Origin of the sequence: Shewanella sp. SP1S1-7 (assembly GCF_031932105.1) — a bacterium.
Lineage (GTDB): Bacteria > Pseudomonadota > Gammaproteobacteria > Enterobacterales > Shewanellaceae > Shewanella > Shewanella baltica.
Genome location: NZ_JAUOEU010000015.1, coordinates 62,100 through 87,657, shown reverse-complemented (window position 1 = coordinate 87,657; position 25,558 = coordinate 62,100). Strand labels below are relative to the sequence as shown.

Here is a 25,558-nt window from a genome sequence, read left to right as displayed (position 1 = left end):
TGGGGATTGATTAAATCCTCAGACCGCCATTAGGCTGTGATGATTTCAGGCTGTTTTTTGACCTGACATTACTTCTTAGCCTGCAGGATCACAAATTTACCGTTGGAGGCGACTGTGGTGCAGTTTTTAAATAAGCGCTGTAATTTCACATGGTAAGCCAGATGGCGGTTGCCGACGATATGTAAAATCCCCCCGTCTTTTAAGCGGCGGCGAGCGTCTAAAAACATCTGCCATGCGATATGATCGGTAATGGCTTCACCTTGATGGAAGGGCGGATTACACAGCACCAGATCCGGTTGCACTTCTTCTGGCAGATGCGTCATGCAGTCGTCCCAATAGAAGTGGCCTTTGTCTGCAGGTAATTGATTACGAGCCCAGTTTGCCTTGGCTGATGCGACCGCCATTTCGGAATCGTCGATAAAGTGGATATCAGCTTCAGGGAATAACTGGGCGGTTCGCAGTCCCAGCACGCCATTGCCACAGCCGAGATCGACAATCGACTTAAAATCTCCTTTCGGCAAATTTTCGAGCATGATGCGTGCGCCAATATCGAGTTTGTTGGCGGCAAACACATTACTTAAGTTGCTGATCTCAAGTTGATATTCAGGTACGGCCCAAGTCACTTCTTTGGCTAATGGTCTGGGTTTACCATCACTGACACAGGTAATTACTCGGGTGTTTTTCCACGCTAAACTAGCGCTTGCTGGGCCTAAATGCTTAGCAAAGACATCGAGCAAGGCGCCATTAATCGATTTGGCTTTGGCTGCCACTAATATGCGAGTGCCAGTGGGTAACACTTGCGATAAGCGTGTTAGCTGGTGGGCAAAGTAGCTTAAGTTCTTAGGCAACTTCATCAATACTAAGGCTAAGTTTTCTGGCAAGGTATCGCGGCTGGTAAACCATTGCAGATTATCCATCGGAAACTGATTGCGGCCATGGTTTTGTTCTGTGCCTAAAAAGCTGGTTCTGGCATCGGTTTCAACACACAGTGGCCAACTTGGATTCAGTTTCGATACACCACAGCTTAAGGCGCCGAAACTGTCGTTGATAATGGCGGTTGGCACGGCGGCTTGCTCTGACTCAATAAGGCTTTTGAGTAAGTGTTCATCGGCGGCATCCCAAGCTTGAAGATTAGATTCCTGCTGAGCTGGATACCGTAAAAGTTCGAGTTCAACACCCGCTACTGAAAATTGTGTTGTCATGTGCCACACTGCGCCAATAAATTAAGGCGCAGATTATCGCAGATTTCATGGCGCAGTGCGACGGCTCTGCATCAAGAGCTAATGTTAGCCCTACCATGGACGAAGCGGCAAGCAAACGAATCGATAGTTGCGGGGGACAAGTAGGTTGATGGCTAAAGATAATGAGCGGCGTGACAACCAAGGTTACGATTTGTTTTCTGAGCTTGATGATGAAGCGGGTCTTGATTTACAGCTAAGTTTGAACCTTACCGATCACGGTTTGAACAAGACTGGGCAACCCATACCGCCCATCACCTTAGTGCGGGGTTATCTTAATGCTGAGCAGCAACTTGCGTTGATGAAAGAAGCGCAGACTTATCCCTTAAGTCGCCCCGAAATCCAAGTATTTGGTCAGTTTCACGCAATTCCTCGCCAGCAAGTGTGGTTTGGCGATTTGGGCTGTGACTATTTATATTCAGGACTGTTTATCCGCGCCTTACCTTGGCCTAAATATGCCCAGAAGTTGAGGGATAAGTTAACGCGGGATTATGGTTTGGCGAGTAATGGAGTATTAGTCAATCGTTACGCCGATGGAAAAGATTGTATGGGCGCCCATAGCGATGATGAACCAGAAATTGCCCATGGTAGCCATATTGCGTCTATTACCTTAGGCGCCACGCGGGATTTTGTGCTTAAGCATAAACACAGCCAAACCAAGCACTGCATCAGTTTGCACAGCGGTGATTTGCTGATCATGCACTGGCCTATGCAAAACGATTGGCTGCACAGCTTACCTAAACGTTTGAAAGTAAAAGAGCCCCGCTGGAATTACACCTTTAGGCAACTCATCGTTAATTTCCATGGCTAAATGCCCGTTGTTAAATGACAGCTATTCATTGCCTCCTGTTTATTACTGGTGGCGGTGAACGGCCTGCTAAATAAGATGACTTATAAAGTGGTTATTGAGCAGCAAACAGACTAAGTGAATTTGATCTTTTCTGCCTGAAGCAGTACTCTGCGGCCACTGGATTTCCCCATTCTGAGACTCGAATATGTCCAATACTCATGCGCAGGGCACAGTGGCTAACACTATCACGCAGAAGTTAACTGAAGGCTTCTCGCCGACTCACTTAGAAGTGATCAACGAAAGTAATCGTCACCATGTGCCACCGAATTCGGAAACCCATTTCAAAGTTGTGCTCGTGAGTGAGCAGTTTGATGGTTTACGTCTCTTGGCCCGGCATCGATTGGTTAATACTCACTTAGCCCATGAGTTAGCGAATGGCGTGCATGCCTTGTCGATTCACACTTTCACTCAAAGTGAATGGGATGCGAATGTACAAGTGCCTAATACGCCAAATTGTCGCGGTTAATTCATCGCTCTCCAATACTTTTAGCTTAGATTTCAAAGCCACTCTCCATAGAGTGGTTTTTTGTTTTAGGTCAAACTAAGGCCATTTTCTGGTTTTACCCCTCGAGTTTCTGGTTTCCCTCACTGTGTTTCTGTGTTAACAATATGTTCTATTTTAAGGGTTTGGGTGATGCGACTGCGGAGCTCTGTCCTGAGAGCATGTTCACGTTTGTTAGAACCATGGGCTCGTTTGATGTCAGGGAGAGTATTAAAAATGCGTAAGTTTGGGAGTGTACTCGTCTTAATGCTGCTGATGGGGCTGAGCGGTTGTAACCCCGCAGCCAGTGATGCACAAAGCATAGCTGTTTCCCATGCTGCAACGGATGACCCCCAAGCTATTTCCACTATTGAATGGCGCCTTGCGACGTCTTGGCCTAAAAACTTCCCCGGTTTAGGTATGGCTCCCGAACGTTTTGCCCATCTAGTCAATGACATGTCTAACGGTCGGTTAAAGATCCAGGTTTATGGCGCGGGTGAGTTAATGCCAGCGTTTGCCGTATTTGATGGTGTGAGTCAGGGCAAAATTCAAATGGCCCATGCCGCCTCGTATTATTGGAAAGGCAAGGCGCCCGCTGCGCAGTTTTTTTCATCGATTCCCTTTGGTATGACAGCGCAAGAAATGAACGGCTGGCTTCACTACGGCGGTGGCATGGCATTGTGGGAAGAAGTGTATCGCCCCTTTGGCATCATTCCCCTCGCGGGTGGCAATACTGGGATGCAAATGGGCGGCTGGTTTAATAAACCCATCAATACCATTGCTGACTTTAAGGGATTGAAGATCCGCATGCCGGGCTTGGGCGGCGAAGTCTTAAAGCGTGTTGGCGCTATACCTGTGAATATGGCGGGGCGTGAACTCTATGGTGCCCTGCAAACGGGCTCGATTGATGCGGCAGAGTGGGTGGGGCCATTGAACGACCTTGCTTTTGGTCTACATAAAGTGGCGAAGTATTACTATTACCCAGGTTGGCATGAGCCGGGTTCTAATATGGAATTCTTGATTAATAAAGCTGCCTTCGAGAGTTTACCTCAAGATTTACAAGCCATAGTGAGAGTCGCGGCGAGAGCGATTAACCAAGATATGCTCGATGAATACACGACCCGCAATGTGACGGCCCTTGAAACCTTAGTGAATGATGAAGGGGTAGTGCTTAAAGCATTTCCACCAAAAGTGTTGTTGGAACTTGAGAAAATCTCTAAACAAGTGATTGAAGAACAAGCCAATCAAGATCCTTTGATGCGCAAAGTGTACGCCGCCTATCACGCCTACGAGCAAGGTGTACGCCAGTATCATAAAATATCTGAGGATGCTTACAGCCAACAGCGTCAACACTAAATGTGGGGTGTTTTTAGCACTGACTGTCAGATTAATCGCTGATTTATATGAGATGATTTCATCTTAAATTATCTTGTTATCGGCGTAATTCATTTGGTGTTATGCTTGCAAGCCATAAATAGACAGTTACAGTGGCGTTGATATCGCCCTGAGAATTTGGAGATCCCTATGCCATTACTTGATAGCTTTACCGTTGATCATACTCGAATGAATGCCCCAGCGGTTCGTGTTGCTAAGCATATGAGCACGCCAAAGGGTGATGCGATTACAGTATTCGATCTACGTTTTTGCGCACCGAATAAAGATATTCTCAGTGAGCGTGGTATTCACACTCTGGAGCATTTATTCGCTGGCTTTATGCGTGACCATTTAAATGGTAGCAATGTTGAGATCATCGATATTTCGCCAATGGGATGTCGTACCGGCTTTTATATGAGTTTGATTGGAGAGCCGACTGAGCGCCAAGTGGCCGATGCGTGGTTAGCTGCGATGGAAGATGTGCTTAAAGTGGTTGAGCAGTCTGAAATCCCTGAGCTGAACGAATACCAATGCGGTACGTATGAGATGCATTCGTTAGAGCAGGCACAAGATATCGCCCGTAATATTATTGCGGCTGGCGTGAGTGTGAATCGCAATGATGATTTGAAATTAAGCGACGAAATTCTAGGTAATCTGTAACGGTTTGCACTCTTAATTGTATAAGAGTACTTAGCCAGTAAATTCAGTTTCCTGAAGTTAATGAGAGAAAGCGACGAGAGTCGCTTTTTTTTTCAAACAAATTCAGCTATTTTACAAGTTAATAACAAAAACGCCGTACGCTAACAAAATTTTTGGGAGCTTGGTATGCCTAGTCGTTACTTCACAGTATCACTCTGTGCAATTTCTGTATCTCTTGCCTGTTCTAACACAACGTTCGCCGATGATTTCCACAGTCAAATGCTTGAACTGAACCTGCTCAATGACACATTCCACTCCACTGCTGACAGTTTAGCGTTAGGCCAGTTAACGGCTTTGACGGTTTTACCTGCGGATCTTAACGGAAATCCAGCAAGCATTAGTATGCGCAGCGCGAGTCAAGGCGTGGCCGTATTGCAAGATAGAGTGTATTTCTCACCTGCGCCTTATTCTGCACCGCAATTACAACTATTACCCAATCTGCTGCAACAACAGAGTGTCACTGTCACGCCAATGGCGAATATGGCGGTTGGTGGGCAAGGGGCGTTTGGGGTGGTGAGTTATCAAACCTTACCTGTGGCCGAGCAAGCGGAAAACAGTAAAGTAACGCTCGAAGGCAATACCGATGCCGATTACAGTGTCGATGTGAATTGGGGCGTGAAGCAAAAAGAATACGGCATGATACTCGCGGTTAACTACAGTGATGCTAGTGGCGCGGATCGCTTGCTTAATGGTCAAGATACTGACCGCCAAACCACTGATATCTTATTTAAAATCAATGCTGCGAGTTTATTAGGTGCTAGAAGTCCACAGGTGACTGAGTTTACCTATCAGTTCCTCGATGATGATAGCTATCGCTCCCAACTCGGCTTAACGCAGGCCGATTGGCAACAAGAACCGATGAGTTTGTATTCAGCCACGGCTGGAGATAAGCATCAAGGGCGACACCATAAGTATCAACTATCGCACCAAGTTGCGCTTAGTGGTGGGCATAAAGTCATCACGGACTTTTACTATCAATCCTATTCGCAGCAATTAAATCAACTCAATCAATTTGATGGGCAAATGCTCGATACCCAGAGTTTAGCTGCGCTGGCTGTATTTGAACGGCAGCCGACAGTCGATGGTGTCGCGGTCGCTTCGTTACAACAAGACAATGATTTTAGCTCCTTTGGGGTACAAACTGAGTCCGTGAATCAATATGGCGCCCATCAAATTAGTTTGAGTGCCCGTTACCATACGGATAAAGCTGAGATGCACCTTGGTGAACAGCAAAGTCTATGGCAGCAGGACTTGAGTCTAGTGAGTGATGCGCCCGATGCGCTGTTGGCTTATACCGATGATGCTACCGCATTCACCTCGGCCATCGATTCCTTGTTTAATTGGGACGGATTGCAGCTTAAACTCGCGCTCGCCTATGAAAAAGTGGATGTTAATCGCAAGGTCAATTTAGCCTACGCCGGACTCGAAGCGGCGGATTTTTCTGACAGCGATTGGATGCCACAGCTTGGCGTTTTATATCATGCTGGAGATTGGCGCTTTAGTGCAGATATTCGACGCTCCTGGACCGCCGCGAGTGCTGGGAATCTTGAGCAAGAAGCGCAAGTGTCGCTGCAATATCAAGTCAGCGCCCAATATGCTAGCGAGCATTTTAATGCTGATATTAAAACCTACATTCAAGATTTTGATAATCTGCATGTCAATTGCGATGTGTATACCCAATGTGCCGACAGTCGATTGTGGGTTCAAGGCAATGTCGTGGATGTGCTGACCAAAGGAGTTGAGCTGAATCTTGGCTATCAGTGGGAACTGGGCAGCGTGCAGTTACCTTTAGCCTTGAATTATCAGTATTCAAATGCCGAGTATCAAACCAATAGCTGCAATGAAATCCAAGGCTGCGTCGTGGCTGGCGATAGGGTGGCTTGGTTACCCAAGCAGCAACTGCAGTTGAGTGCTGGGATGAAATATGACGAATATGAACTGCATGCGAATGTCTTTTATCAATCGGAGCGCGAAATGGGCCAATTCGGCGCCGAATTACAGCCTGTCGCCGCACAATGGCGGGTAGATTTAGCGGCGAATTATCATTTTAACCGTCACCATGAGATTTATTTTCGGATAGAAAACCTCTTAGATGAGACATTAGTCACAACAGCATCAAATAGCGGAATTCGATCGGAAAATGGACGTATTAGCTATTTAGGTTATCAATGGCGCTTTTAAGTTGAATTTTATTTCGTTTGAATTTAAATCAATTGAAACAAATAAGATCGATTTAAGCCGCGTTTAGTGGATGTTTCGACTTTTTGCTAAATTAAATCTTTAATTATTAATGCTATAGTACGCAGTGGCCGTAATATTCTCTCTTTCTGATCAGTCACTAGGTCGGAAGGTGAACGCCGTAGCGCATGATTCTTTTCAATCCGTATTTTAGGTTTGAAATCACCTATAATTTTCGTGGCGATGCCAAGTCAATTGGGGTAAAATGCGCGCGACCAGCGTGATTGCGATCGCATTTCTGTGATAAATCTGCGCTAGCTCAATGCAGTAGGTTTTGTTTAAAACCTAAGTATTTAGCAGGAACGCGGCGCATTGTCTTTCCTTCAAACGTAGTGCTTGTGGATATGATTACAATTAAGAAAGGATTGGAACTGCCTATAGCAGGCGGACCAGAGCAAGTTATCCATAATGGCCCAGCCATTAAACATGTAGCTACTTTGGGTGAAGAGTATATTGGCTTACGTCCAACGATGAAAATCAAAGTGGGCGATAAAGTACAAAAAGGCCAGGTTCTTTTTGAAGATAAGAAGAATTTAGGCGTTAAATATACGGCTTTAGCCAGTGGTACTATATTAGACATTAACCGGGGCGCCCAGCGTGTTCTGCAGTCTGTTGTCATTGCAGTGGAAGGAAACGAAAGCGTTGCCTTTGCTAAATATGATGCCACTGCACTCGATACGCTCGACTCGCAGTTAGTCCGTGACAATCTGATCGAATCAGGTTTATGGACTGCATTGCGTACTCGTCCTTTTAGCAAAGTTCCTGCTGTAGACTCTTCTGCTGCTGGTATTTTTGTAACCGCAATAGATACTCAACCTCTTGCCGCTGATCCCGTTGTGGTGATCCGTGAGCATAAAGAAGATTTTGCTAATGGTCTTAAGGTCTTAGCAAGACTTACTGACGGTAAAGTTTACCTTTGTAAAGCGCCTGGCGCTGATATTCCTGCCGCAAACGCCCAAGTTGAAGAATTTGCTGGTGTGCACCCTGCAGGATTAGTCGGTACTCATATTCACTTCTTATTGTCTGCCTCTGCAAAACGTACCGTTTGGCATATTGGTTACCAAGATGTAATAGCAATTGGTCAGCTATTTACGACGGGTGAACTCAATACCGAACGTGTTATTGCGATCGCAGGCCCTAAAGCGGCTAAGCCAAGACTCGTACGCACTGTTGTGGGCGCGAGTATGACTGAATTAACCGCAGGTGAAGCCTTAGATGGTAATGTTCGTCTGATTTCAGGCTCTGTTCTGAATGGTCGTACAGCCGTTGGCCCACAAGGGTATTTAGGTCGTTACCATGTTCAAGTAAGTCTGTTAGAAGAAGGTACAGAGAAAGAATTTTTAGGCTGGGTATTACCAGGCTCAGACAAATATTCTATCACTCGTGCATTCTTAGGACATCTTGCTCCTTCTCGTCTGTTCAGTATGACGACCAGTACAGGTGGTTCAGACCGCGCTATGGTGCCAATTGGTAACTATGAGCGTGTAATGCCATTGGACATTCTTCCTACTATGTTGTTGCGTGACTTGATTTCAGGTGACTTTGACGGTGCTGCCACGTTAGGCGCGTTAGAGTTAGATGAAGAAGATCTCGCACTGTGTACGTTCGTATGTCCAGGCAAGTATGACTACGGTTCATATCTGCGTGACTGTCTAGATACGATCGAGAGGGAAGGCTAATGAGCTTGAAAGATTTTTTCGAACGTATTGAACCCGACTTTGAAAAAGGCGGTAAATACGAAAAGTTTTATGCCCTATTCGAAGCGGCATACACAATTTTTTATACCCCAGGTAAAGTGAACAAGGGCAAAACCCACGTTCGCGATAACCTCGACCTAAAACGTATGATGATTACGGTTTGGGCTTGTGCTTTCCCAGCGATGTTCGTGGGTATGTACAACGTAGGTTTACAAGCTCAATTAGCTTTAGTGGCTGGTTTTGCTACCCCTGACGTATGGCAAGTGAGCTTGTTCAGCATGTTCGGTACCGAACTGACGGCAAACTCTGGCTGGCCTGCGCTAATGTGGTATGGCGCCTGTTTCTTCCTACCTATCTACGCGGTGACCTTCGCCGTCGGTGGTATCTGGGAAGTGCTGTTTGCCTCTATCCGCGGTCATGAAGTCAACGAAGGTTTCTTCGTTACCTCTATCCTGTTCGCTTTAACGCTGCCAGCAACTATCCCATTATGGATGGTGGCGCTGGGTATCACCTTCGGTGTGGTCGTGGCGAAAGAAGTGTTCGGTGGTACAGGGCGTAACTTCTTAAACCCAGCACTAGCGGGTCGTGCCTTCCTGTTCTTCGCTTATCCGTTGAACATGTCGGGTGATACCTCATGGGTTGTAGCTGACGGCTACTCAGGTGCGACTGCACTGAGCCAAGCTGCTGCGGGCACATTAGATTATGCAATCAACCAAAACTGGTGGGATTCGTTCTTCGGTTTCATTCCAGGTTCAGTTGGTGAAGTGTCTACATTAGCGATTCTGTTAGGTGGTTTGGTCATCATCTACACGCGTATCGCTTCATGGCGCATCGTTGGCGGTGTAATGGTAGGTATGATTGCCATTTCTACTCTGCTTAACTTTGTCGGTAGCGACACTAACCCAATGTTTGCAATGCCTTGGTACTGGCACTTAGTGTTAGGTGGTTTTGCGTTTGGCATGATGTTTATGGCGACAGACCCAGTGTCAGCGTCATTCACTAACCAAGCTAAATGGGCATACGGTATCTTGATCGGTGCAATGGCTGTGTTTATCCGCGTGATTAACCCTGCATTCCCTGAAGGCATGATGTTGGCAATTTTGTTTGCTAACTTGTTCGCGCCATTGTTCGACCACTTCGTGGTTCAGGCAAATATCAAGCGGAGGATTGCCCGTGGCTAGTAATAAAGATTCGTTCGGCAGAACCTTATTTATCGTCGTTGGCCTATGTCTGATTTGTGCGATATTTGTGTCTACTGCAGCAGTGTTACTGAGACCGACTCAAGCAGAAAATAAACTGCTCGATAAGCAAAAGTACATTCTGGAAGCCGCTGGTCTTATCGATACTAAAGCTGGCAAGGTCACCAAAGCGCAAATTCTGGATACTTACGGCAAACACATCGAAGCTAAATTGGTCGATTTAAAAACGGGTACTTGGGTTGAGGGTGTTAATGCTGACACTTTTGATCAACGTAAAGCGTCTCGTGATGTGAAAACCTCATTTGTACCTGAGAACGACATTGCTTCAGTGAAACGTGTAGCGGATAACGCTGTGGTTTATCTTGTTCGTGATGAACAAGGCAAATTAACGAGTGTGATCCTGCCAATCCATGGTTATGGCCTTTGGTCTACTATGTATGCCTTCCTTGCTATGGATGCTGATCTAAACACAGTGCAAAGCTTAGTCTACTATGAGCAAGGCGAAACGCCGGGCTTAGGTGGCGAAGTGCAAAATGCTCAGTGGAAAGCGAAATGGCATGGCAAAAAGTTATTTGATGAGCAAGGTAACATTGCTATCAGCGTAACTAAAAACCCAGCTGTTGCTAGCACTGAATACGGTGTAGACGCATTATCTGGCGCAACCTTAACGAGTAACGGTGTGCAACATTCACTGACATTCTGGTTAGGGAAAGAAGGTTTTGCGAGTTTCATTGAAAAAGCACGCAATGGAGGTCTCAACTAATGTCTGACGCTAAAGAACTGAAACAGGTTCTGACCGGACCTATAGTCAACAACAACCCGATTGCTTTACAAGTACTTGGTGTATGTAGTGCATTAGCGGTAACGAGCAAGCTCGAAACTGCACTGGTAATGGCGTTGGCGTTAACTGCGGTAACCGCGTTTTCGAACCTGTTTATCTCAATGATCCGTAATCATATTCCAAGCAGTGTGCGTATTATCGTACAGATGACCATTATTGCCTCTTTGGTAATCGTGGTTGACCAATTGCTGCAGGCTTATGCTTATCAGATCTCTAAGCAGCTGTCGGTATTCGTCGGTCTGATTATTACGAACTGTATCGTAATGGGTCGTGCCGAAGCTTACGCGATGAAAACACCGCCAATGATGAGCTTTATGGATGGTATCGGTAACGGTTTAGGTTACGGTGCAATTCTGTTAGCTGTTGGCTTCGTACGTGAACTGTTTGGTAACGGTTCTCTGTTCGGTGTTGAAATCCTGCACAAGATCTCTGATGGCGGCTGGTACCAACCAAACGGTCTGCTACTACTGCCTCCGAGTGCGTTCTTCCTGATCGGTGTTTTGATTTGGATTATTCGTACCTATAAGCCAGAGCAAGTTGAAGCAAAAGGGTAAGTGCGATGGAACATTATATTAGCCTGTTAATTCGCTCTGTTTTCATTGAAAACATGGCACTGGCCTTCTTCCTAGGTATGTGTACTTTCTTGGCTGTGTCTAAGAAAGTCACTACAGCCATGGGCCTAGGGATTGCGGTAGTTGTAGTGTTAACTATCTCTGTCCCAGCAAACCAAGTTATATATCAAGGGCTGCTAGCTCCTGGTGCACTTGCTTGGGCTGGCGCACCTGAAGCTGACTTAAGCTTCTTGAAATTCATTACCTTTATCGGTGTGATTGCGGCTTTGGTTCAAATTCTGGAAATGGCACTGGACAAGTACTTTCCACCTTTGTACAACGCATTAGGTATTTTCTTACCTTTGATCACAGTGAACTGCGCGATTTTTGGTGCGGTATCATTCATGGTTGAGCGTGACTACAAGTTAGGCGAGAGTGTGGTGTTTGGTTTCGGCTCAGGAGTGGGTTGGGCATTAGCTATCGTATTGATGGCCGGTATCCGTGAGAAGCTGAAGTATGCCGACGTGCCTAACGGCCTACGTGGTTTAGGGATTACCTTTATCACCGCTGGTTTGATGGCCTTAGGTTTCATGTCGTTTTCTGGTGTGTCTCTGTAAGAGACACATAACGGCTTCTTGAATTGGACCTTCTAAGGATAAGTTAATGGATATTCTTGGTATTTTTAAATCTACTCCGCTCGAGGTTTACCTCGGTGTGAGTATGTTTACTGCTATTGTCCTCATCTTGGTATTAGTGATTTTATTCGCTAAGTCTAAGTTAGTGGCTAGTGGTGACATCACGATCGGCATTAATGACGATCCTGAAAAAGCGATTACAACCGGTGCGGGCGGTAAGTTGTTAGGCGTTTTGGCTAACAGCGGTATCTTTGTATCGAGTGCGTGTGGTGGCGGTGGCTCATGTGGCCAATGTCGCGTAGTGATTAAGTCTGGCGGCGGCGATATTCTGCCAACAGAACTTGACCACATTAGCAAAGGTGATGCCCGTAAAGGCTGTCGTCTTTCTTGTCAGGTTAACGTTAAGAACGATATGGAAATCGAGCTTGACGAAGAAATCTTCGGTATCAAGAAATGGGAATGTGAAGTTATCTCTAACGATAACAAAGCCACTTTCATTAAAGAACTGAAGCTGCAAATTCCTGATGGCGAATCTGTACCATTCCGTGCTGGCGGTTATATTCAAATCGAAGCACCTGCTCACCATGTTAAATATGCAGATTTCGATGTACCTGCACAATACCGTGGCGACTGGGAACACTTCGGTTTCTTCAATCTTGAATCTAAGGTTGATGAAGAAACTATCCGTGCATACTCAATGGCTAACTACCCAGAAGAGTTCGGTATTATCATGCTGAACGTGCGTATTGCTACGCCTCCACCACGTAACCTGACTCTGCCTTGCGGTAAGATGTCATCTTATATTTGGAGCTTAAAAGCTGGCGATAAAGTGACAATTTCTGGCCCATTCGGTGAATTCTTCGCGAAAGATACCGATGCAGAAATGGTGTTTATTGGCGGTGGTGCGGGTATGGCGCCAATGCGTTCACATATCTTCGACCAACTGAAGCGTCTTCAGTCTAAACGTAAGATGAGCTTCTGGTACGGTGCACGTTCTAAACGTGAAATGTTCTACGTAGAAGATTTCGACGGCCTTGCGGCTGAGAATGATAACTTCGTATGGCATGTGGCACTTTCAGATCCTCAACCAGAGGATAACTGGGATGGTTACACAGGTTTTATTCATAACGTATTGTATGAAAACTATCTGAAAAACCATGATGCACCAGAAGATTGTGAGTTCTACATGTGTGGACCTCCAATGATGAACGCTGCCGTAATTGGCATGTTGAAAAATCTTGGTGTCGAAGACGAAAACATCTTGTTGGATGACTTCGGCGGCTAATGTTCATTAGTCCTAGATAGAAAAGTTGCAGATGTTGAGGATAATCTCTCATCTGCAACTTTTGCATTTAAGGGCCCAAATAAGAGTAGTAGGTCACTATGTTTCAGACCTTAAAGATCAATATCTCAGTATTAAAGCATTCATTTAACTGGCTAGTCCTCGTAGGGCTGGCCTTTTTTGTTTCAGCCTGCTCAAAGCAGAACGAGGTCATTTCATTAGCGGGCAGCACTATGGGGACGACTTATCACATTAAAGTCGTGCCGAATGAGCAGATGCCGACGGCGCAATTACTTCAAGCGGAAATTGATTTAGCCCTTGAGCTAGTCAATGACCAGATGTCGACGTATCGCCCAAATTCAGAATTATCCCGTTTCAACCAATTGCCATTGGAGCAAAGCGTTGAAGTTTCAGCGGATACCATCAAAGTGGTGCAAGAGGGAATACGCTTATATCAAGTGACGGATAAGGCACTTGATATTACCTTAGGTCCTTTAGTTAACCTGTGGGGATTTGGTCCTGATAAGCGCCCAACTAAGGTTCCGACTCAGGCCGATATCGATGCGGCGAAAGCCAAAACCGGTATTAGTGAGCTTTCGATAGAAGGTCATCGTTTAAGTAAGCATAACGCGCATTTGTACGTAGACCTGTCATCAATCGCCAAAGGGTTTGGGGTTGATAAAGTTGCTTCTATTCTCGATAAATACCACGCGACTGGGTATTTAGTTGAAATTGGCGGTGAACTGAGCATTAAAGGTGCTAAAGGCGATGGTAGCTCTTGGCGCGTTGCCATAGAGCAACCGACCGATGATGGCTCTGAAGCCGTACAGCAGGTTATCTCACCAGGGACTATGGCGATGGCGACCTCGGGCGATTATCGTAATTATTATGAGGAAGACGGCCAACGTTTTACCCATATAATTGATCCACGTACCGGTTTGCCAATCAATCATAAGCTAGCATCTGTGACCGTATTGCATCAGAATTGCATGACTGCCGATGGTTTTGCGACGGCTATGATGGTTTTAGGTACAGAAGCATCATTGGAGCTTGCCAAGAAGGAACACTTGGCGATAATGCTAATTGAAAAGCAAGGCGAAGGATTTAAAGTCTATTACAGTGACGCCTTCAAGCCTTTCCTTAAGTAGTTGGAGTTAACATGAGCACTTTTATCGCGGCATTTGTAGTTTTATTACTGTTCTTTTTGCTGATGTCGATAGGTTATCTCATCAAGCGCAAAGCCGTCGAAGGAAGCTGTGGCGGTTTAGGTGTTCTAGGGATTGAGAAAGCGTGTGATTGTGATGACCCTTGTGACAAACGTAAACGTCGTATGGCCGCTGAAGAAGCGCGCCGTGAGAAGTTAACCAAAGATCGTATTATTTAATATTCTCTCAATCGTCTGTTTCGACAATAGCCTCCCATCTGGAGGCTATTTTTTTGCATGAAACTTATCAAGCTAGACCATCCAATTAAATTTATCCTTGGGTTATGAGGGAGATAGCGCGTTAATCTAAGCAGGAATGATAATGCTTTTCATCATTAAGTTGGTGAAATATAAAGATAATTTGAGTTGATGGGTAAATTGTACTAGGCTAGAAGCTTGATTTAGATCAATCTTTTTCACGCTTACCAAGGATAGTAACTTATGAAAGGTCATCCTAAAGTGGTTGGGCAACTGAATCGGGTGCTTACCTGTGAGTTGACCGCCATCAATCAATATTTCCTCCATGCCCGCATGTTTAAACATTGGGGCTTAGAGAAACTCAATCACGTCGAATACAAAAAATCCATCCAAGATATGAAGCACGCCGATAAGCTCATCGAGCGCGTGCTGTTTTTGGAAGGTCTGCCTAATTTGCAGCAACTCGAGAAACTTCGCATTGGTGAACATAGCCAAGAAATGCTCGACTGCGATCTGGCCATGGTGCAAGAGCAACTGACATTGCTGCGTGATGCCATTAACCTGTGTGAAGCCGAGCAAGACTATGTGAGCCGCGATCTGCTGGAAGACATTCTCGAAGACGAGGAAGAGCATTTAGATTGGCTCGAGTCGCAGCAAGAGCTCATTACGCTAACCGGTATTCAAAATTATCTTCAATCGCAAATTAGCGACCAATAGGAGCGGGATATGAAAGGCGATAAAGACGTCATCGATGCGTTAAATCGACTCCTAACGGGAGAACTTTCGGCAATGGATCAGTATTTTGTCCATGCCCATATGTACGAAGATTGGGGCTTGAATGAACTCTATGAGCGTATCGCCCATGAGTCCGATGATGAAAAAGCCCATGCGGCCAAATTAGTACAGCGTATTTTATTCCTCGAAGGAACGCCTAATGTTGCCGCCCGTGAGGCATTGAAAATAGGTAAAGATGTGGAAGAGATGCTGCGTAATGATCTCGCCTACGAGTACAAGGTCGCGGACGATTTGCGCCAAGTGATTGCCCTGTGTGAGCAGAAGCAAGATTACCAAACCCGCGAAATCCTCGAAGTGTTACTCGACGATACTGAGTCGGACCACATGTATTGGCTCGAAAAACAACTCGGACTGATTGACCGTGTTGGGCTACAAAACTACCTACAAACTAAGATGTAATCACTAAATCAAGATCAGCGGGAGTGTCTCGCTGATCCTATTTCTACCGCTTCCTATTAATCCAATCTGTATATAGTCTATCTGACTGTAAAACTCTGCCTCTACAAACTCATCCTCTGCAATCCGCCTTAAATTTAGCGAATCCTGTTATACGTTCAATATCCTTTCTTTACAAATACTTATTTACGTTTTTTATAGCGATTTCATCTGTTGTTAACAGGTAAAAATTGTTACCGTGTAAAACTATTTTTGCGAGCCATATTGTTAACTTGTTGGTCAGCCAGACGGGAAGATTGATGGGATATATGAAACGTTCTCTAAGTTTGCAGTTAGTGGTTACTATCGTTGGTGCGCTTGCTGTACTGCTTACCTTAGTCGCCGCTTTGTTGGTGACAAAAGAAAGTGATAACACGCGAAAGCAAGTCGATGCGGATATTTCGGCGTTAGTTGCCTTAAAAGCCAATGAGATCAGCGGCTACTTTATTGCTAAGGGCCAAGTGATCCATTCAGTATTTGCCGAGCCGGGTTTAGTCAAATGGTTTACTCAGTATCACGCCCGTGGCAGTCATCTCGCGGCTGATCGCCAGTATCAAGACATTATTGGTTACTTTAAGTCTTTCTCCGATCGCGATAGCGATGTTAAGTCGGTGTTTTTTGGCTCGGCCAATACCTTCGAGTACTTTGACCTTAATGGCCGCTTCGATGGCGACCCAGATTACTACACCAACAAACGACCTTGGTGGCAGGAGGCGATTGACCAGCGTGGCTTGTTTGTTGGCGATCCTGCGGTCGATGCGAACGATGGTTCAATTTCTGCCACGGTTAAAACCCCCGTTTATGCGGCGAATGGTGAGCTGATTGGCATTGGCGGCATGGATATCTTGATTGATACCATTGGTAAATCCCTGCTGGCACCGATTAAATACCGTGATTTTGGCCAAGCTTTCCTGATGACAGACGAAGGCAAGTTGGTGTATTTCCCTGGTTTTTCAGAACGTTTCCCGCCGGGTTCTTTGGCGAATCAAGTGGATACTCAGTTTAAGGACACATCAGGATTTTCTGCATTACGACAACAGATGCAAAGGGAAGCGCAAGGGTTTGCTAATGTTACTTTTAATGGCGTGCCCCAACGGGTGAGCTTTGTGACTGTGGGCGGCGATTATCCCAAACAAAAGTGGCACTTAGCCTTTATGTTGCCCCACGAAGTGATTGAAGCACCAGTGACCGCCGCGTTCTGGAATGCCAGTATGGTCGCCATAGGTATCATGCTGCTAATGGGCGTGACGGTATGGTTGATGTTGCTGCCCTTTAGACGCCAGTTAGCTAAGTTATTGGATGCGATGGAAGATATCGCCGAAGGTGACAGTGATTTATCAAAACGTATTCTGATGGATCGAGAAGACGAGTTAGGCAAACTTGGCGATGCCTTTAATCGCTTCGCCGAGAAAGTGCAGCATATGTTGTTGGATACGCGCAGCTTAACCCAAGAGGTTGGCACGGGCGTTATTGATGCGCGGCAGATCTGCGACTTAGCCGTGTCGTCGGTCTCATCGCAAAAGCAGCAGATAGATTCGGTGGCTACCGCCGCAACGCAAATGGCGCAAACCAGTCAAGAAATGGCTGTCAGTGCACAACGGGCGAATGATTTTGCCCAGAAGGCGCAAACTCAAGCCCACGATGGTACACAGATTGTTTCCCGTGCGACCGAAGGGATGAAAGCGCTGTCACAGCAAGTGATCGCCGCGGCGAAAGTGATTAAACACTTACGCAATAGCTCAGAGCAAATCGGTGAAGTCTTGAGCGTGATCCGTAACATTGCTGAGCAAACTAATCTATTGGCATTGAATGCGGCGATTGAAGCGGCGCGTGCGGGTGAGCAAGGCCGTGGCTTTGCTGTGGTGGCAGACGAAGTGCGCACGTTGGCATCGCGTACCCAAGATTCTACCGCCAACATTCAAGGCATTATCCAAACCTTGCAACAAAGCGCATTGCAGGCTGAGCAAGTGATGGAATCGGGCGTTGAGCAAGCGAAAGCGGGGCAAGAGCTAACGACTCAGGTCGAAGCGGCACTGAATGATATTGCGACGGCGATTATGTCAATCCAACAGCAAACGGTTGAAATAACCGTAGCAATCGATCAGCAAGCCGTGGCGGCCGAGGAAGTGGCGCTCAATGTCGATAATGTGCGGGGGTTGTCGGATCAGTCTTTGCTTTCGAGTCAGGACTTGTCGCAAAGCTTGCAAGGCTTTGAGGATATGACCCGCGCACTTACTCGTAATATCGGCCAATTTAAGATTTAAGCCTGAGTTGGTCAGTGAACTATTCGCTCACTGACCATCAGCTCAATCACGGCATTACTCATAGTGCACTCACAAAAGGAGCTTAGGCTCCTTTTAATTTTAGGTTTCCCGCCAGATCCCCGCTAAATTGATGATGAACACTTGATTACTGTTTTTATATACAGTATTTTGGCGTTGGAGGAATTCAACGTGCGAAAAATTATTCACATCGATATGGACTGCTATTTTGCGGCAGTGGAAATGCGCGACTTTCCCGAATACCGTGGCAAGCCTTTAGCTGTGGGCGGTAGCAGCGATCGTCGTGGTGTTATCAGCACTTGCAGTTACGAGGCACGTAAATTCGGTGTGCGTTCGGCGATGGCGACCGCTTATGCCTTTAAGTTGTGTCCCGATCTCATTTTGGTTCCTGGGCGGATGCAGGTTTATAAAGAGGTGTCGCTGCAAATTCGTGAAATTTTCTCCCGCTATACCCCATTGATTGAGCCGCTTTCTTTAGATGAAGCCTATTTAGACGTGAGTGAGTGCCAACAATATAAGGGCTCGGCGACCTTGATTGCGCAGGCCATTCGCCGCGATATCTTAGCCGAAACTGGGTTAACCGCTTCGGCAGGCATAGCACCGGTGAAGTTTTTGGCTAAAGTTGCCTCGGATTTGAATAAGCCAAACGGCCAATATGTGATTACCCCAGAGACACTCCCTGATTTTGTTAAAACCTTATCGCTGCGTAAAATTCCCGGTGTCGGCAAAGTCACCGCCGAAAAGCTCTCCTCGCTTGGTCTCAATACCTGTGGTGATGTGCAAGCCTATTCTAAACCTGAGTTATTGGCGCGATTCGGCAAGTTTGGTGGTGTCTTGATTGAGCGTTCCCAAGGAATTGATGAGCGGGGCATTTCCGCCGATAGGGAGCGTAAATCAGTCGGTGTTGAAACTACGCTGGCGAAGGATATTTATAGTCTAGAGCAGTGCCAGCAAGTGATGCCGGGGTTGATCCAAGAATTAGCCCTACGTTTGAGCCGCAGCGCTAAAGAGCGCAAAATTCACAAGCAAGTGGTCAAACTCAAGTTTAATGATTTCAAGCAAACCACTATTGAGCATCGCAGCGATGAAGTCTCGATTGTGATGTTTTATGATCTACTCGCACAGGCAATGGAAAGGCAAGAGGGCCGCGGCATTCGACTATTGGGTATTTCGGTCGGCCTCGCCGATTCTATCCTCGCAGTGCCCGAAATCCCAAATGCCCAGACTCAGCTTGATTTAGCGCTCTAGGCGTTTACTGAGTCGATACGCCGCAGACTCATGCCTGAATGGCTCAATAAGCCTCGGGTGGATTCGCCAACATAAAATCAATTAACAGTCTGACCCGCAAGGGTAAATTGTCCCGATCGCGATACATCAAGTAGGCGGTGCGCGGAATACCTTGCCATTCTGGCAGTATTTGAACGAGCTTGCCGCTTTGTATCTGTTCACTCGCCATGCTGATGGGTAATAGTCCAATACCGAGTCCCGCCACGACAGCCTGACTGGCGATCGCCATATCATCGACGGCTAGTTTGATGTTACCCCTCGGCTCAAACTCGAAATCTTGCCCAGTGATATTGTGCTGTAAACGCCACGTTTTTGTGGGCTTAGCGATGATAACCGGATGCAGATCCAGTTCTTCTATGAATTGCAGCGCATGCCACTGGGTTGCCGATGTGCTGGCGCAAAGCACAAAGCTAATCGTGGTGAGTGGCCTTGCAATCCAATCGGGATCTTTAGGTTCACCCACTCGAAAGGCGATATCGATGGCGTTTTCACTGACATCGATATTCATGTTCGACAGGCTTAAATCGATGTCGATATTGGGATAATGCCGTTGGAAGGCGTTGAGTGATTCACCTAGCCAGCGATAGGTTGTATTGATGGGCGCCGAGATCCGCAGTTTGCCAACCGCTTGATGTTTATCCGCATGCAACTCACCGGATACCTGGTTTAACTCGATAAACAGCGGGCCGCAGCGTTCGAGATAACGCTGACCTGTGGCGGTAAGGTTGACTCTATGGGCGTCTCTGTGCAGTAAACGCAGGCCTAATGATTGTTCTAACAGATTGATTCGACGGCTTAAGGTCGAAGGTGGAATGCGGAATGCTTAAGTGCTGCGCCGCGAGCTTAAAACTCCCTTGTTGTGCCACCACCCAAAATAAACGCATATCGTCTAAGGAATAATTAAGTTTCATATTTGGAATTTAAGCTCTCAATCTTGTTTGTTTTAATAATATATGAAACTTATAAACTAAGCTCAATCCCAATTACCTCCCTAGAGTCCGATATGAAATCCCATACACCTTACATGACAATTGTTTGTCTACTGATTTGCGTTTTTAGCTGGGGCAGCGTGTTTCCCATTGCTAAGCGAGTGCTGGAGGAGATGTCAGGGGAATCCCTCGTATTCTGGCGTTTTACCATTGCGGCGGTGACTCTGGCGTTATATATCGTTTTTACTCGTCAGGCTTGGCCCAAATTGAGTTTGGCGCAATACATTGTCATAGCGCTAGTAGGCGTGATTGGTGTGGGCGGTTTAAATCTGGCGTTATTTAATGGCCTGCAGCATACCTCTGCAGCTAATGGCGCCTTGATTATGGCGCTCAGTCCGCTGGTGACTTCAATCGTCAACGCGTTATTACAGCGTGAATGGCTCAGCAGACAACAAGTGTTCAGCTTAGTGGGCGGTTTGGCGGGCGTATTGCTAGTGATCACTAACGGCAGTGTGCAGCAATTACTCAACTTTAGTTTTAACCAAGGTGATGTGATGATTGCCGCCGGCATGTTGGCGTGGAGTGGTTATACCATTTGTTCGCAATGGGTCGGCCATTGGTTGCCTGTGTTGCCCTTTACCTTGCTGAGTATGATAGCTGCCAGTGTGTCTATGTCCGTGGTTGGGCTTGGCCGAGGTGAGTTTCATCCTTGGCAGGAGTTGATTGGACTGTCGACGACGGCTTTGTCTAGCGTGCTCTACATAGGTTTGTTCGCCACTGTGCTCGGTTATCTGTTTTGGATTAACGGCGTTAAGGCGCTTGGTCCCGCTAAGGCATCGGTCTTTTTTAATCTCGTGCCCGTTTTTGCGGCATTAACGGCGTTAGCCATGGGGCAGGCGGTAACGGAAATTCAATTGGTGGGTATGCTGATAGTAATCCTTGCGTTGATGTTACCTATGTTAGTCAACCTACGCGCGGCAAGAGGCTTAGTGGTTAAGCGCTGCTAATCTATGCTAGCTTTGCTGTTTAAATATAAGGGAGCACCTGAATTCAGATCATCACTGCGACAGGTTTATGCTCCCTTATTCGGTAGAGGGGACTTTTCAAACATCACTGATTTACAAAAGGTAACTTATATAAAAACTTTCACTCTCGACAAATTACAGTTTAAAACGACTGACCAGCGCCGTGAGGTTACCCGCCATTGACGAGAGTTGTACGCTTGCGGCGTAGATTTCATCAGTGTTGCGTAAACTGTCCTCCGACTGTTCGGCAATGTGTTGAATATTTTGATGACTCTCATTGGCCATAGTGGTTTGCGCTTTGGCAGCGAGGGCGATTTGATTATTCATTTCGCTGATCTGGCTCACCATTTCTGCAATATGCGCTAGGGCTTCACCGGCATTACTGGCGGCTTCGACGCTTGAAATCGCCTTTTCATTACCGATATTAATTGCCGCCACAGCGCTTTGGGTGCCATTTTGCACATTGGCGATCATCAATTTAATTTCTGCGGTGGATTGGTGGGTCTTAGAGGCGAGGGAGCGCACTTCATCGGCAACCACAGCAAAGCCGCGTCCTTGTTCGCCCGCTCGCGCCGCTTCAATCGCTGCGTTAAGGGCTAATAGATTCGTCTGCTCGGCAATAGATTGGATCACCTCAAGCACGCGGCCGATATGTTGGCCTTCTTGTTCGAGTTTGTTGATCTGCATTTCGGCTGAGCCTACATCTCCTGCGAGTTCACGAATTACATTGATGGTTTTTTTCACTCTCTCTTGGCCATCGGCGGTAAAGACATCGGCTTGTTTCGCGGCATCGGCGGCATGACTGGCACTGACAGACACTTCTTGCACTGAGGCAGCAATGTGATCACTGGCATCGGCGATTCTATGGGTGGCCGCCTGTTGATCCATCAAGGTATGTTTTGCCGTGGCACTGGTTTTGGCTAGCCCTTCGGCGGCGACATTCAGCTCCGAAGTAGATTGTTTAAACTGCGAGATAATGCCGTGTAAATTATCGAGGAAGTGATTGAAGGCATTGGCAAGATCACCCAGTTCGTCCTTAGAGGTTAGCTGGATTCGCTCGGTCAAATCGCCATCACCATCGGTAATGTCGTGGATTTTCGCGAGCAAAACTGCGAGTGGCTTACTGATGAGTTTAGGCAGCGCAACGATGAACAGAATGCAGATCAGGATACTAATCGTTAAAGCAATTAACTGCATCTGCTGTCCACGATAGGCGTCATCATCCACTTGGGTGACGGCTGCTGCCGTGTTGCTGTTTAAGTCATCGATCAACTGATTAATATTTTGATGCAACTGCTCGAATTGCGTCGCTGCTTGGCCAAAACTCAGATCAATGGCGGTCGTGCGACCGTTACGGCCATTTTGGGTGCGCTGATTGCTGATTTCAGAAGTGGTGGTACTCCACGCCTCGAAACTGCGATTTAATTCATTGAGTTTTTCTTTTGCGAGGGGACTAGTGGTCACCTCGGAAAACTGATTAAGGTGTTCTTTGACCAAAGATATACTATTAGTGTGCTGTTTTAGAAGGCTATTATAGGAGTCAGTGCCCACGTTAACGAACATCAAGCTACGTTCGGCAACTTGCGCTTGGTAAAGCTCTTTATCAGCTTGCAGCAGTTCAGATTGGCTCGGTAAGTATTCGAGTGCGAGCGTATTTGCGCTGTTATTTAATGCTTTAAGCCCTAAGATGCCAGTTGAAGAGGCGAAGATGACTACGCCAGCGAGTAGCAGACTCGGGTAAGTCAGTTTCTGGTTAACGGAAAGATCTTTATACCATTCCATAGCCACGCCCTCCTTGATTGATACACTGAAAGGTGAGGGCCGCGATAACCACGAAATAAAAGCGGATGCGGCCCATCACTGGCGTTTTCTGGCTATTAGAGTCCGAATTGATCTAGGTTGATCCCTATGGTGATAGCACCAATTGCGGCATCGCCATCCATGACGGGTATCGATATTTGTACCAGATAAGCTTGGGAGCTAGTGTCAAATTTGACCGGACCTATGTGCTTATCGCCTTTGCCATTTATCCTCATCACCCTGCCAGTAGTCCGAGGTTTTACTGGTCATGGCGACGTTAGCACCTTGATTATCCATGAGGAAAATTTCTTGGTAGTAAGGTTGGCTGGCTTCGAAGGTGGTGAGAAACTTGGCCGCTTCGTTGTTCATCAAGGACGACATAAAATCATCAATCCCAGCGGTGGCGATCCATTTTTCATCTAATGTTTTGATCGAATCTAAACTTTTGCCTTGAGCATTTTGCGCTTTAACGGCATTCACCAGCACCACTTCTTTACCTAATGGCATCAGTGAATCGGCTAGATCGATAACGGCTTGGGGGACTTCTTCGGCGAAACTGAGGTTACTGCTGAGCAGTAGTGCGGCGGCTGACAAGATTTTACCAAATTTCATGATCTCTATTCCTTAAGGTCACTGTATTGAAGGGGAAAGCGGCTATCTCTAAAAGCGCGACAAGCAAAAATACGTTCGGGTTAGACAAAACAACTATAGTAGAAAATTCAAGTTATTCAGTTCTTTCATAAAAATTTTATCAATGGCATTTCTACACACAAATAGAAGGCGCGATAAAAAATAAGGCCACATCTGACTTGAGCAGATGTGGCCTTGAATTAAGTGCCAATTGAGTGAGCTAGGCTAACTTTAGACTAGGGCGTTACGCCTTAACTGGAATACGCTCGAGTACGGCTAATAATAAGGTCCAGTATTGGCCGACTGTGGTGATGTTCACCATCTCATCTGGTCCGTGTGGATACCGAATCGTGGGGCCAATCGAGACCATATCCATTTCTGGATAAGGTTTCTTGAATAGACCACACTCAAGACCCGCATGGATCACCATGATCACAGGCTCTTTTTGGTAAATGTCTTGATAGGTTTCGCGTACTATCGCCATCACAGGCGAGCTGTTATCTGGTTTCCAACCTGGGTAAGCGCCGCTTAAATCGATATCGGCTCCGGCTAAGTTAGTTAATGCAGTTAACATGCCTTCGACTTGAGTACGGCCAGAATCAATCAGTGAGCGAATAAGGTACAGGATAGTGACTTGTTCATCGTCAGTGCTGATAACGCCAACGTTGAGTGAGGTTTCAGTCACACCTTCGACTTCATCGCTCATGCGGATCACGCCGTTCGGGCACACATGCAGCAAATCGATCAGGGTATTTTGGCTGTTTTCGCTCATCACACGTTTTGGCGTTGGGATAGTGTTTAACACTAAACGCATATCAGGATCGGCAATGGCGAGTTCAGTGCGGATAAGCGCTTCAAACTCAGCGACTTTTTCGTTTAAGGCACCGACGTTTTCTTCTGGCAACATAAAGCTGATGTTGGCTTCACGTGGGATCGCATTACGCAATGAACCGCCGCTAAATTGTGTCAGCTCTAACGCTAAATTATCTGCATTTTCAAATAGGAAACGCGCCAATAACTTGTTGGCGTTGCCGCGACCTAAGTGAATGTTCACCCCAGAGTGACCGCCTTTTAAGCCAGATAAATGCAGGCTAAAGGCAGAGTAACTTTGCTCAGACGCTTGCCACACCATAGGCAGAGTGATTTGAGCATCGACGCCACCGGCGCAGCCCATGTAAATTTCACCTTCTTGCTCAGAATCTGTGTTGATCAGGATCTCTGCGTCTAACATGCCCGCCTGTAAACCGAAGGCGCCCGTCATGCCCGCCTCTTCATCGATGGTCAGTAGCACTTCTAATGGACCGTGCTTGATGTCATCAGAGCCCAAAATGGCCAGCGCCGATGCCATGCCGATACCGTTATCTGAACCTAAGGTCGTGCCTTTGGCTTTAACCCAATCACCATCGACATAAGCTTCGATAGGATCTTGGGTGAAGTCGTGTACTTTGTCGGCATTTTTCTGCGGCACCATATCGATATGGGCTTGAATGACTACGATTTTACGATCTTCCATTCCAGGCGTAGCCGGTTTGCGGATGATCAAGTTGCCAACGGCATCTTCAACGACGGCAAGTTGTTTGCTTTTTGCCCACGCTTGAATGTGCTGGCTTAAGGCTTGCTCATGCTTAGATGGGTGGGGAATAGCGCAGATTTGTTCAAACCATTGCCATAATGGCTGTGGGTATAACTGACTTAAAGCTGTCACAGAAGTGTCCCTCATAAGGTCTTGTGGGTATAGGGCAAATTTGCGGCCATTCTAGCACATTCTGCGCAGCCAATTAATCTCAGCATCACAGGCTTTTGTTACGCTGGCAGCCAAAGTTTCCAGTTCGGATTTTTCAGAGGGTCTCGATACCACTTTTAGATTGGTAATTAGGCGATAGAGCGG

General features: G+C 46.5%; 22 protein-coding genes and 1 pseudogene. 18 read left to right on the top strand and 5 right to left on the bottom strand.

Annotation, left to right across the window (positions count from 1 at the left end; all coding sequences use genetic code 11):
- Window positions 1-68: 68 nt before the first annotated feature.
- Entirely contained in the window at window positions 69-1,202 is a 1,134-nt protein-coding gene (locus tag Q4Q49_RS13140) for a methyltransferase (RefSeq protein ID WP_311987163.1), read from the bottom strand.
- 148 nt (window positions 1,203-1,350) lie between these two features.
- Between Q4Q49_RS13140 and Q4Q49_RS13135 the strand changes: the two genes are divergently transcribed.
- The 17 genes from Q4Q49_RS13135 to dinB all read left to right on the top strand — a co-directional run bounded on the left by Q4Q49_RS13135 (window position 1,351) and on the right by dinB (window position 19,247).
- Window positions 1,351-2,049 (top strand): alpha-ketoglutarate-dependent dioxygenase AlkB, encoded by a 699-nt coding sequence (locus Q4Q49_RS13135; RefSeq protein WP_311999551.1) that lies wholly within the window; start codon window positions 1,351-1,353, stop codon window positions 2,047-2,049.
- 184 nt (window positions 2,050-2,233) lie between these two features.
- Window positions 2,234-2,554, top strand: a complete 321-nt coding sequence (locus tag Q4Q49_RS13130) for a BolA family transcriptional regulator (protein ID WP_106651435.1) — start codon at window positions 2,234-2,236, stop codon at window positions 2,552-2,554.
- 252 nt (window positions 2,555-2,806) lie between these two features.
- Window positions 2,807-3,925, top strand: a complete 1,119-nt coding sequence (locus Q4Q49_RS13125; RefSeq protein ID WP_311999550.1) for a TRAP transporter substrate-binding protein — start codon at window positions 2,807-2,809, stop codon at window positions 3,923-3,925.
- A gap of 168 nt (window positions 3,926-4,093) precedes the next feature.
- Window positions 4,094-4,603 (top strand): S-ribosylhomocysteine lyase, encoded by a 510-nt coding sequence (gene luxS, locus Q4Q49_RS13120; protein WP_006080460.1) that lies wholly within the window; start codon window positions 4,094-4,096, stop codon window positions 4,601-4,603.
- Window positions 4,604-4,768: 165 nt separating this feature from the next.
- A complete protein-coding gene (locus Q4Q49_RS13115; RefSeq protein WP_311999549.1) occupies window positions 4,769-6,823 on the top strand; it encodes a TonB-dependent receptor domain-containing protein in 2,055 nt (684 codons plus the stop codon).
- A 401-nt stretch (window positions 6,824-7,224) separates the two neighbouring features.
- A complete protein-coding gene (locus Q4Q49_RS13110; RefSeq protein ID WP_006083937.1) occupies window positions 7,225-8,559 on the top strand; it encodes a Na(+)-translocating NADH-quinone reductase subunit A in 1,335 nt (444 codons plus the stop codon).
- Entirely contained in the window at window positions 8,559-9,758 is a 1,200-nt protein-coding gene (locus Q4Q49_RS13105) for an NADH:ubiquinone reductase (Na(+)-transporting) subunit B (protein WP_006083936.1), read from the top strand. Before Q4Q49_RS13110 ends, Q4Q49_RS13105 begins: the two co-directional genes overlap by 1 nt.
- Entirely contained in the window at window positions 9,751-10,539 is a 789-nt protein-coding gene (locus tag Q4Q49_RS13100) for a Na(+)-translocating NADH-quinone reductase subunit C (protein ID WP_311999548.1), read from the top strand. The genes Q4Q49_RS13105 and Q4Q49_RS13100 overlap by 8 nt, the downstream gene beginning before the upstream one ends.
- On the top strand, window positions 10,539-11,171 hold the full coding sequence (locus Q4Q49_RS13095; protein ID WP_006080467.1) for an NADH:ubiquinone reductase (Na(+)-transporting) subunit D: 633 nt from the start codon (window positions 10,539-10,541) through the stop codon (window positions 11,169-11,171). Before Q4Q49_RS13100 ends, Q4Q49_RS13095 begins: the two co-directional genes overlap by 1 nt.
- A 5-nt stretch (window positions 11,172-11,176) precedes the next feature.
- On the top strand, window positions 11,177-11,785 hold the full coding sequence (nqrE, locus tag Q4Q49_RS13090; RefSeq protein ID WP_006080469.1) for an NADH:ubiquinone reductase (Na(+)-transporting) subunit E: 609 nt from the start codon (window positions 11,177-11,179) through the stop codon (window positions 11,783-11,785).
- A 46-nt stretch (window positions 11,786-11,831) separates the two neighbouring features.
- Window positions 11,832-13,088, top strand: coding sequence for an NADH:ubiquinone reductase (Na(+)-transporting) subunit F (gene nqrF / locus Q4Q49_RS13085; RefSeq protein ID WP_006080471.1), 1,257 nt, complete (start codon window positions 11,832-11,834; stop codon window positions 13,086-13,088).
- Between the two features lie 98 nt (window positions 13,089-13,186).
- Complete coding sequence (locus tag Q4Q49_RS13080) at window positions 13,187-14,233, top strand: FAD:protein FMN transferase (RefSeq protein WP_311889855.1); 1,047 nt, start codon at window positions 13,187-13,189, stop codon at window positions 14,231-14,233.
- Between the two features lie 11 nt (window positions 14,234-14,244).
- Window positions 14,245-14,469: a (Na+)-NQR maturation NqrM gene (gene nqrM / locus Q4Q49_RS13075; protein ID WP_063884096.1), complete on the top strand. Its 225-nt coding sequence runs from the start codon at window positions 14,245-14,247 to the stop codon at window positions 14,467-14,469.
- A gap of 261 nt (window positions 14,470-14,730) precedes the next feature.
- On the top strand, window positions 14,731-15,204 hold the full coding sequence (bfr, locus tag Q4Q49_RS13070; RefSeq protein WP_106651431.1) for a bacterioferritin: 474 nt from the start codon (window positions 14,731-14,733) through the stop codon (window positions 15,202-15,204).
- Between the two features lie 9 nt (window positions 15,205-15,213).
- Window positions 15,214-15,681 carry a bacterioferritin gene (bfr, locus tag Q4Q49_RS13065; protein WP_311999547.1) on the top strand — a complete coding sequence of 156 codons (468 nt, stop codon included), beginning with the start codon at window positions 15,214-15,216 and terminating at the stop codon, window positions 15,679-15,681.
- 296 nt (window positions 15,682-15,977) lie between these two features.
- Entirely contained in the window at window positions 15,978-17,981 is a 2,004-nt protein-coding gene (locus Q4Q49_RS13060) for a methyl-accepting chemotaxis protein (RefSeq protein ID WP_311999545.1), read from the top strand.
- A gap of 189 nt (window positions 17,982-18,170) precedes the next feature.
- Window positions 18,171-19,247 carry a DNA polymerase IV gene (gene dinB / locus Q4Q49_RS13055; RefSeq protein WP_311999544.1) on the top strand — a complete coding sequence of 359 codons (1,077 nt, stop codon included), beginning with the start codon at window positions 18,171-18,173 and terminating at the stop codon, window positions 19,245-19,247.
- Window positions 19,248-19,290: 43 nt separating this feature from the next.
- On the opposite strand, the pseudogene Q4Q49_RS13050 reads toward dinB, so the two are convergent.
- Window positions 19,291-20,197 (bottom strand): annotated as a pseudogene (locus tag Q4Q49_RS13050) (LysR family transcriptional regulator).
- Between the two features lie 92 nt (window positions 20,198-20,289).
- Between Q4Q49_RS13050 and Q4Q49_RS13045 the strand changes: the two are divergent.
- A complete protein-coding gene (locus Q4Q49_RS13045) occupies window positions 20,290-21,222 on the top strand; it encodes a DMT family transporter (protein ID WP_311999543.1) in 933 nt (310 codons plus the stop codon).
- Between the two features lie 153 nt (window positions 21,223-21,375).
- Here Q4Q49_RS13045 and Q4Q49_RS13040 read toward each other — a convergent pair whose 3' ends face one another.
- The 3 genes from Q4Q49_RS13040 to Q4Q49_RS13030 all read right to left on the bottom strand — a co-directional run bounded on the left by Q4Q49_RS13040 (window position 21,376) and on the right by Q4Q49_RS13030 (window position 25,375).
- Window positions 21,376-23,022, bottom strand: coding sequence for a methyl-accepting chemotaxis protein (locus Q4Q49_RS13040; protein WP_311999542.1), 1,647 nt, complete (start codon window positions 23,020-23,022; stop codon window positions 21,376-21,378).
- A 228-nt stretch (window positions 23,023-23,250) separates the two neighbouring features.
- A complete protein-coding gene (locus Q4Q49_RS13035) occupies window positions 23,251-23,652 on the bottom strand; it encodes a hypothetical protein (RefSeq protein ID WP_311987141.1) in 402 nt (133 codons plus the stop codon).
- 262 nt (window positions 23,653-23,914) lie between these two features.
- Window positions 23,915-25,375, bottom strand: a complete 1,461-nt coding sequence (locus Q4Q49_RS13030; RefSeq protein ID WP_311999541.1) for an aminoacyl-histidine dipeptidase — start codon at window positions 25,373-25,375, stop codon at window positions 23,915-23,917.
- Between the last annotated feature and the right edge of the window lie 183 nt (window positions 25,376-25,558).

Bases quoted from the DNA above. Each gene is read 5' to 3' on its own strand.
- Q4Q49_RS13140 (WP_311987163.1), bottom strand. From the start codon at position 1,202: ATGACAACACAATTTTCAGTAGCGGGTGTTGAACTCGAACTTTTACGG.
- Q4Q49_RS13135 (WP_311999551.1), top strand. From the start codon at position 1,351: ATGGCTAAAGATAATGAGCGGCGTGACAACCAAGGTTACGATTTGTTT.
- Q4Q49_RS13130 (WP_106651435.1), top strand. From the start codon at position 2,234: ATGTCCAATACTCATGCGCAGGGCACAGTGGCTAACACTATCACGCAG.
- Q4Q49_RS13125 (WP_311999550.1), top strand. From the start codon at position 2,807: ATGCGTAAGTTTGGGAGTGTACTCGTCTTAATGCTGCTGATGGGGCTG.
- luxS (WP_006080460.1), top strand. From the start codon at position 4,094: ATGCCATTACTTGATAGCTTTACCGTTGATCATACTCGAATGAATGCC.
- Q4Q49_RS13115 (WP_311999549.1), top strand. From the start codon at position 4,769: ATGCCTAGTCGTTACTTCACAGTATCACTCTGTGCAATTTCTGTATCT.
- Q4Q49_RS13110 (WP_006083937.1), top strand. From the start codon at position 7,225: ATGATTACAATTAAGAAAGGATTGGAACTGCCTATAGCAGGCGGACCA.
- Q4Q49_RS13105 (WP_006083936.1), top strand. From the start codon at position 8,559: ATGAGCTTGAAAGATTTTTTCGAACGTATTGAACCCGACTTTGAAAAA.
- Q4Q49_RS13095 (WP_006080467.1), top strand. From the start codon at position 10,539: ATGTCTGACGCTAAAGAACTGAAACAGGTTCTGACCGGACCTATAGTC.
- nqrE (WP_006080469.1), top strand. From the start codon at position 11,177: ATGGAACATTATATTAGCCTGTTAATTCGCTCTGTTTTCATTGAAAAC.
- nqrF (WP_006080471.1), top strand. From the start codon at position 11,832: ATGGATATTCTTGGTATTTTTAAATCTACTCCGCTCGAGGTTTACCTC.
- Q4Q49_RS13080 (WP_311889855.1), top strand. From the start codon at position 13,187: ATGTTTCAGACCTTAAAGATCAATATCTCAGTATTAAAGCATTCATTT.
- nqrM (WP_063884096.1), top strand. From the start codon at position 14,245: ATGAGCACTTTTATCGCGGCATTTGTAGTTTTATTACTGTTCTTTTTG.
- bfr (WP_106651431.1), top strand. From the start codon at position 14,731: ATGAAAGGTCATCCTAAAGTGGTTGGGCAACTGAATCGGGTGCTTACC.
- bfr (WP_311999547.1), top strand. From the start codon at position 15,214: ATGAAAGGCGATAAAGACGTCATCGATGCGTTAAATCGACTCCTAACG.
- Q4Q49_RS13060 (WP_311999545.1), top strand. From the start codon at position 15,978: ATGGGATATATGAAACGTTCTCTAAGTTTGCAGTTAGTGGTTACTATC.
- Q4Q49_RS13045 (WP_311999543.1), top strand. From the start codon at position 20,290: ATGAAATCCCATACACCTTACATGACAATTGTTTGTCTACTGATTTGC.
- Q4Q49_RS13040 (WP_311999542.1), bottom strand. From the start codon at position 23,022: ATGGAATGGTATAAAGATCTTTCCGTTAACCAGAAACTGACTTACCCG.
- Q4Q49_RS13035 (WP_311987141.1), bottom strand. From the start codon at position 23,652: ATGAAATTTGGTAAAATCTTGTCAGCCGCCGCACTACTGCTCAGCAGT.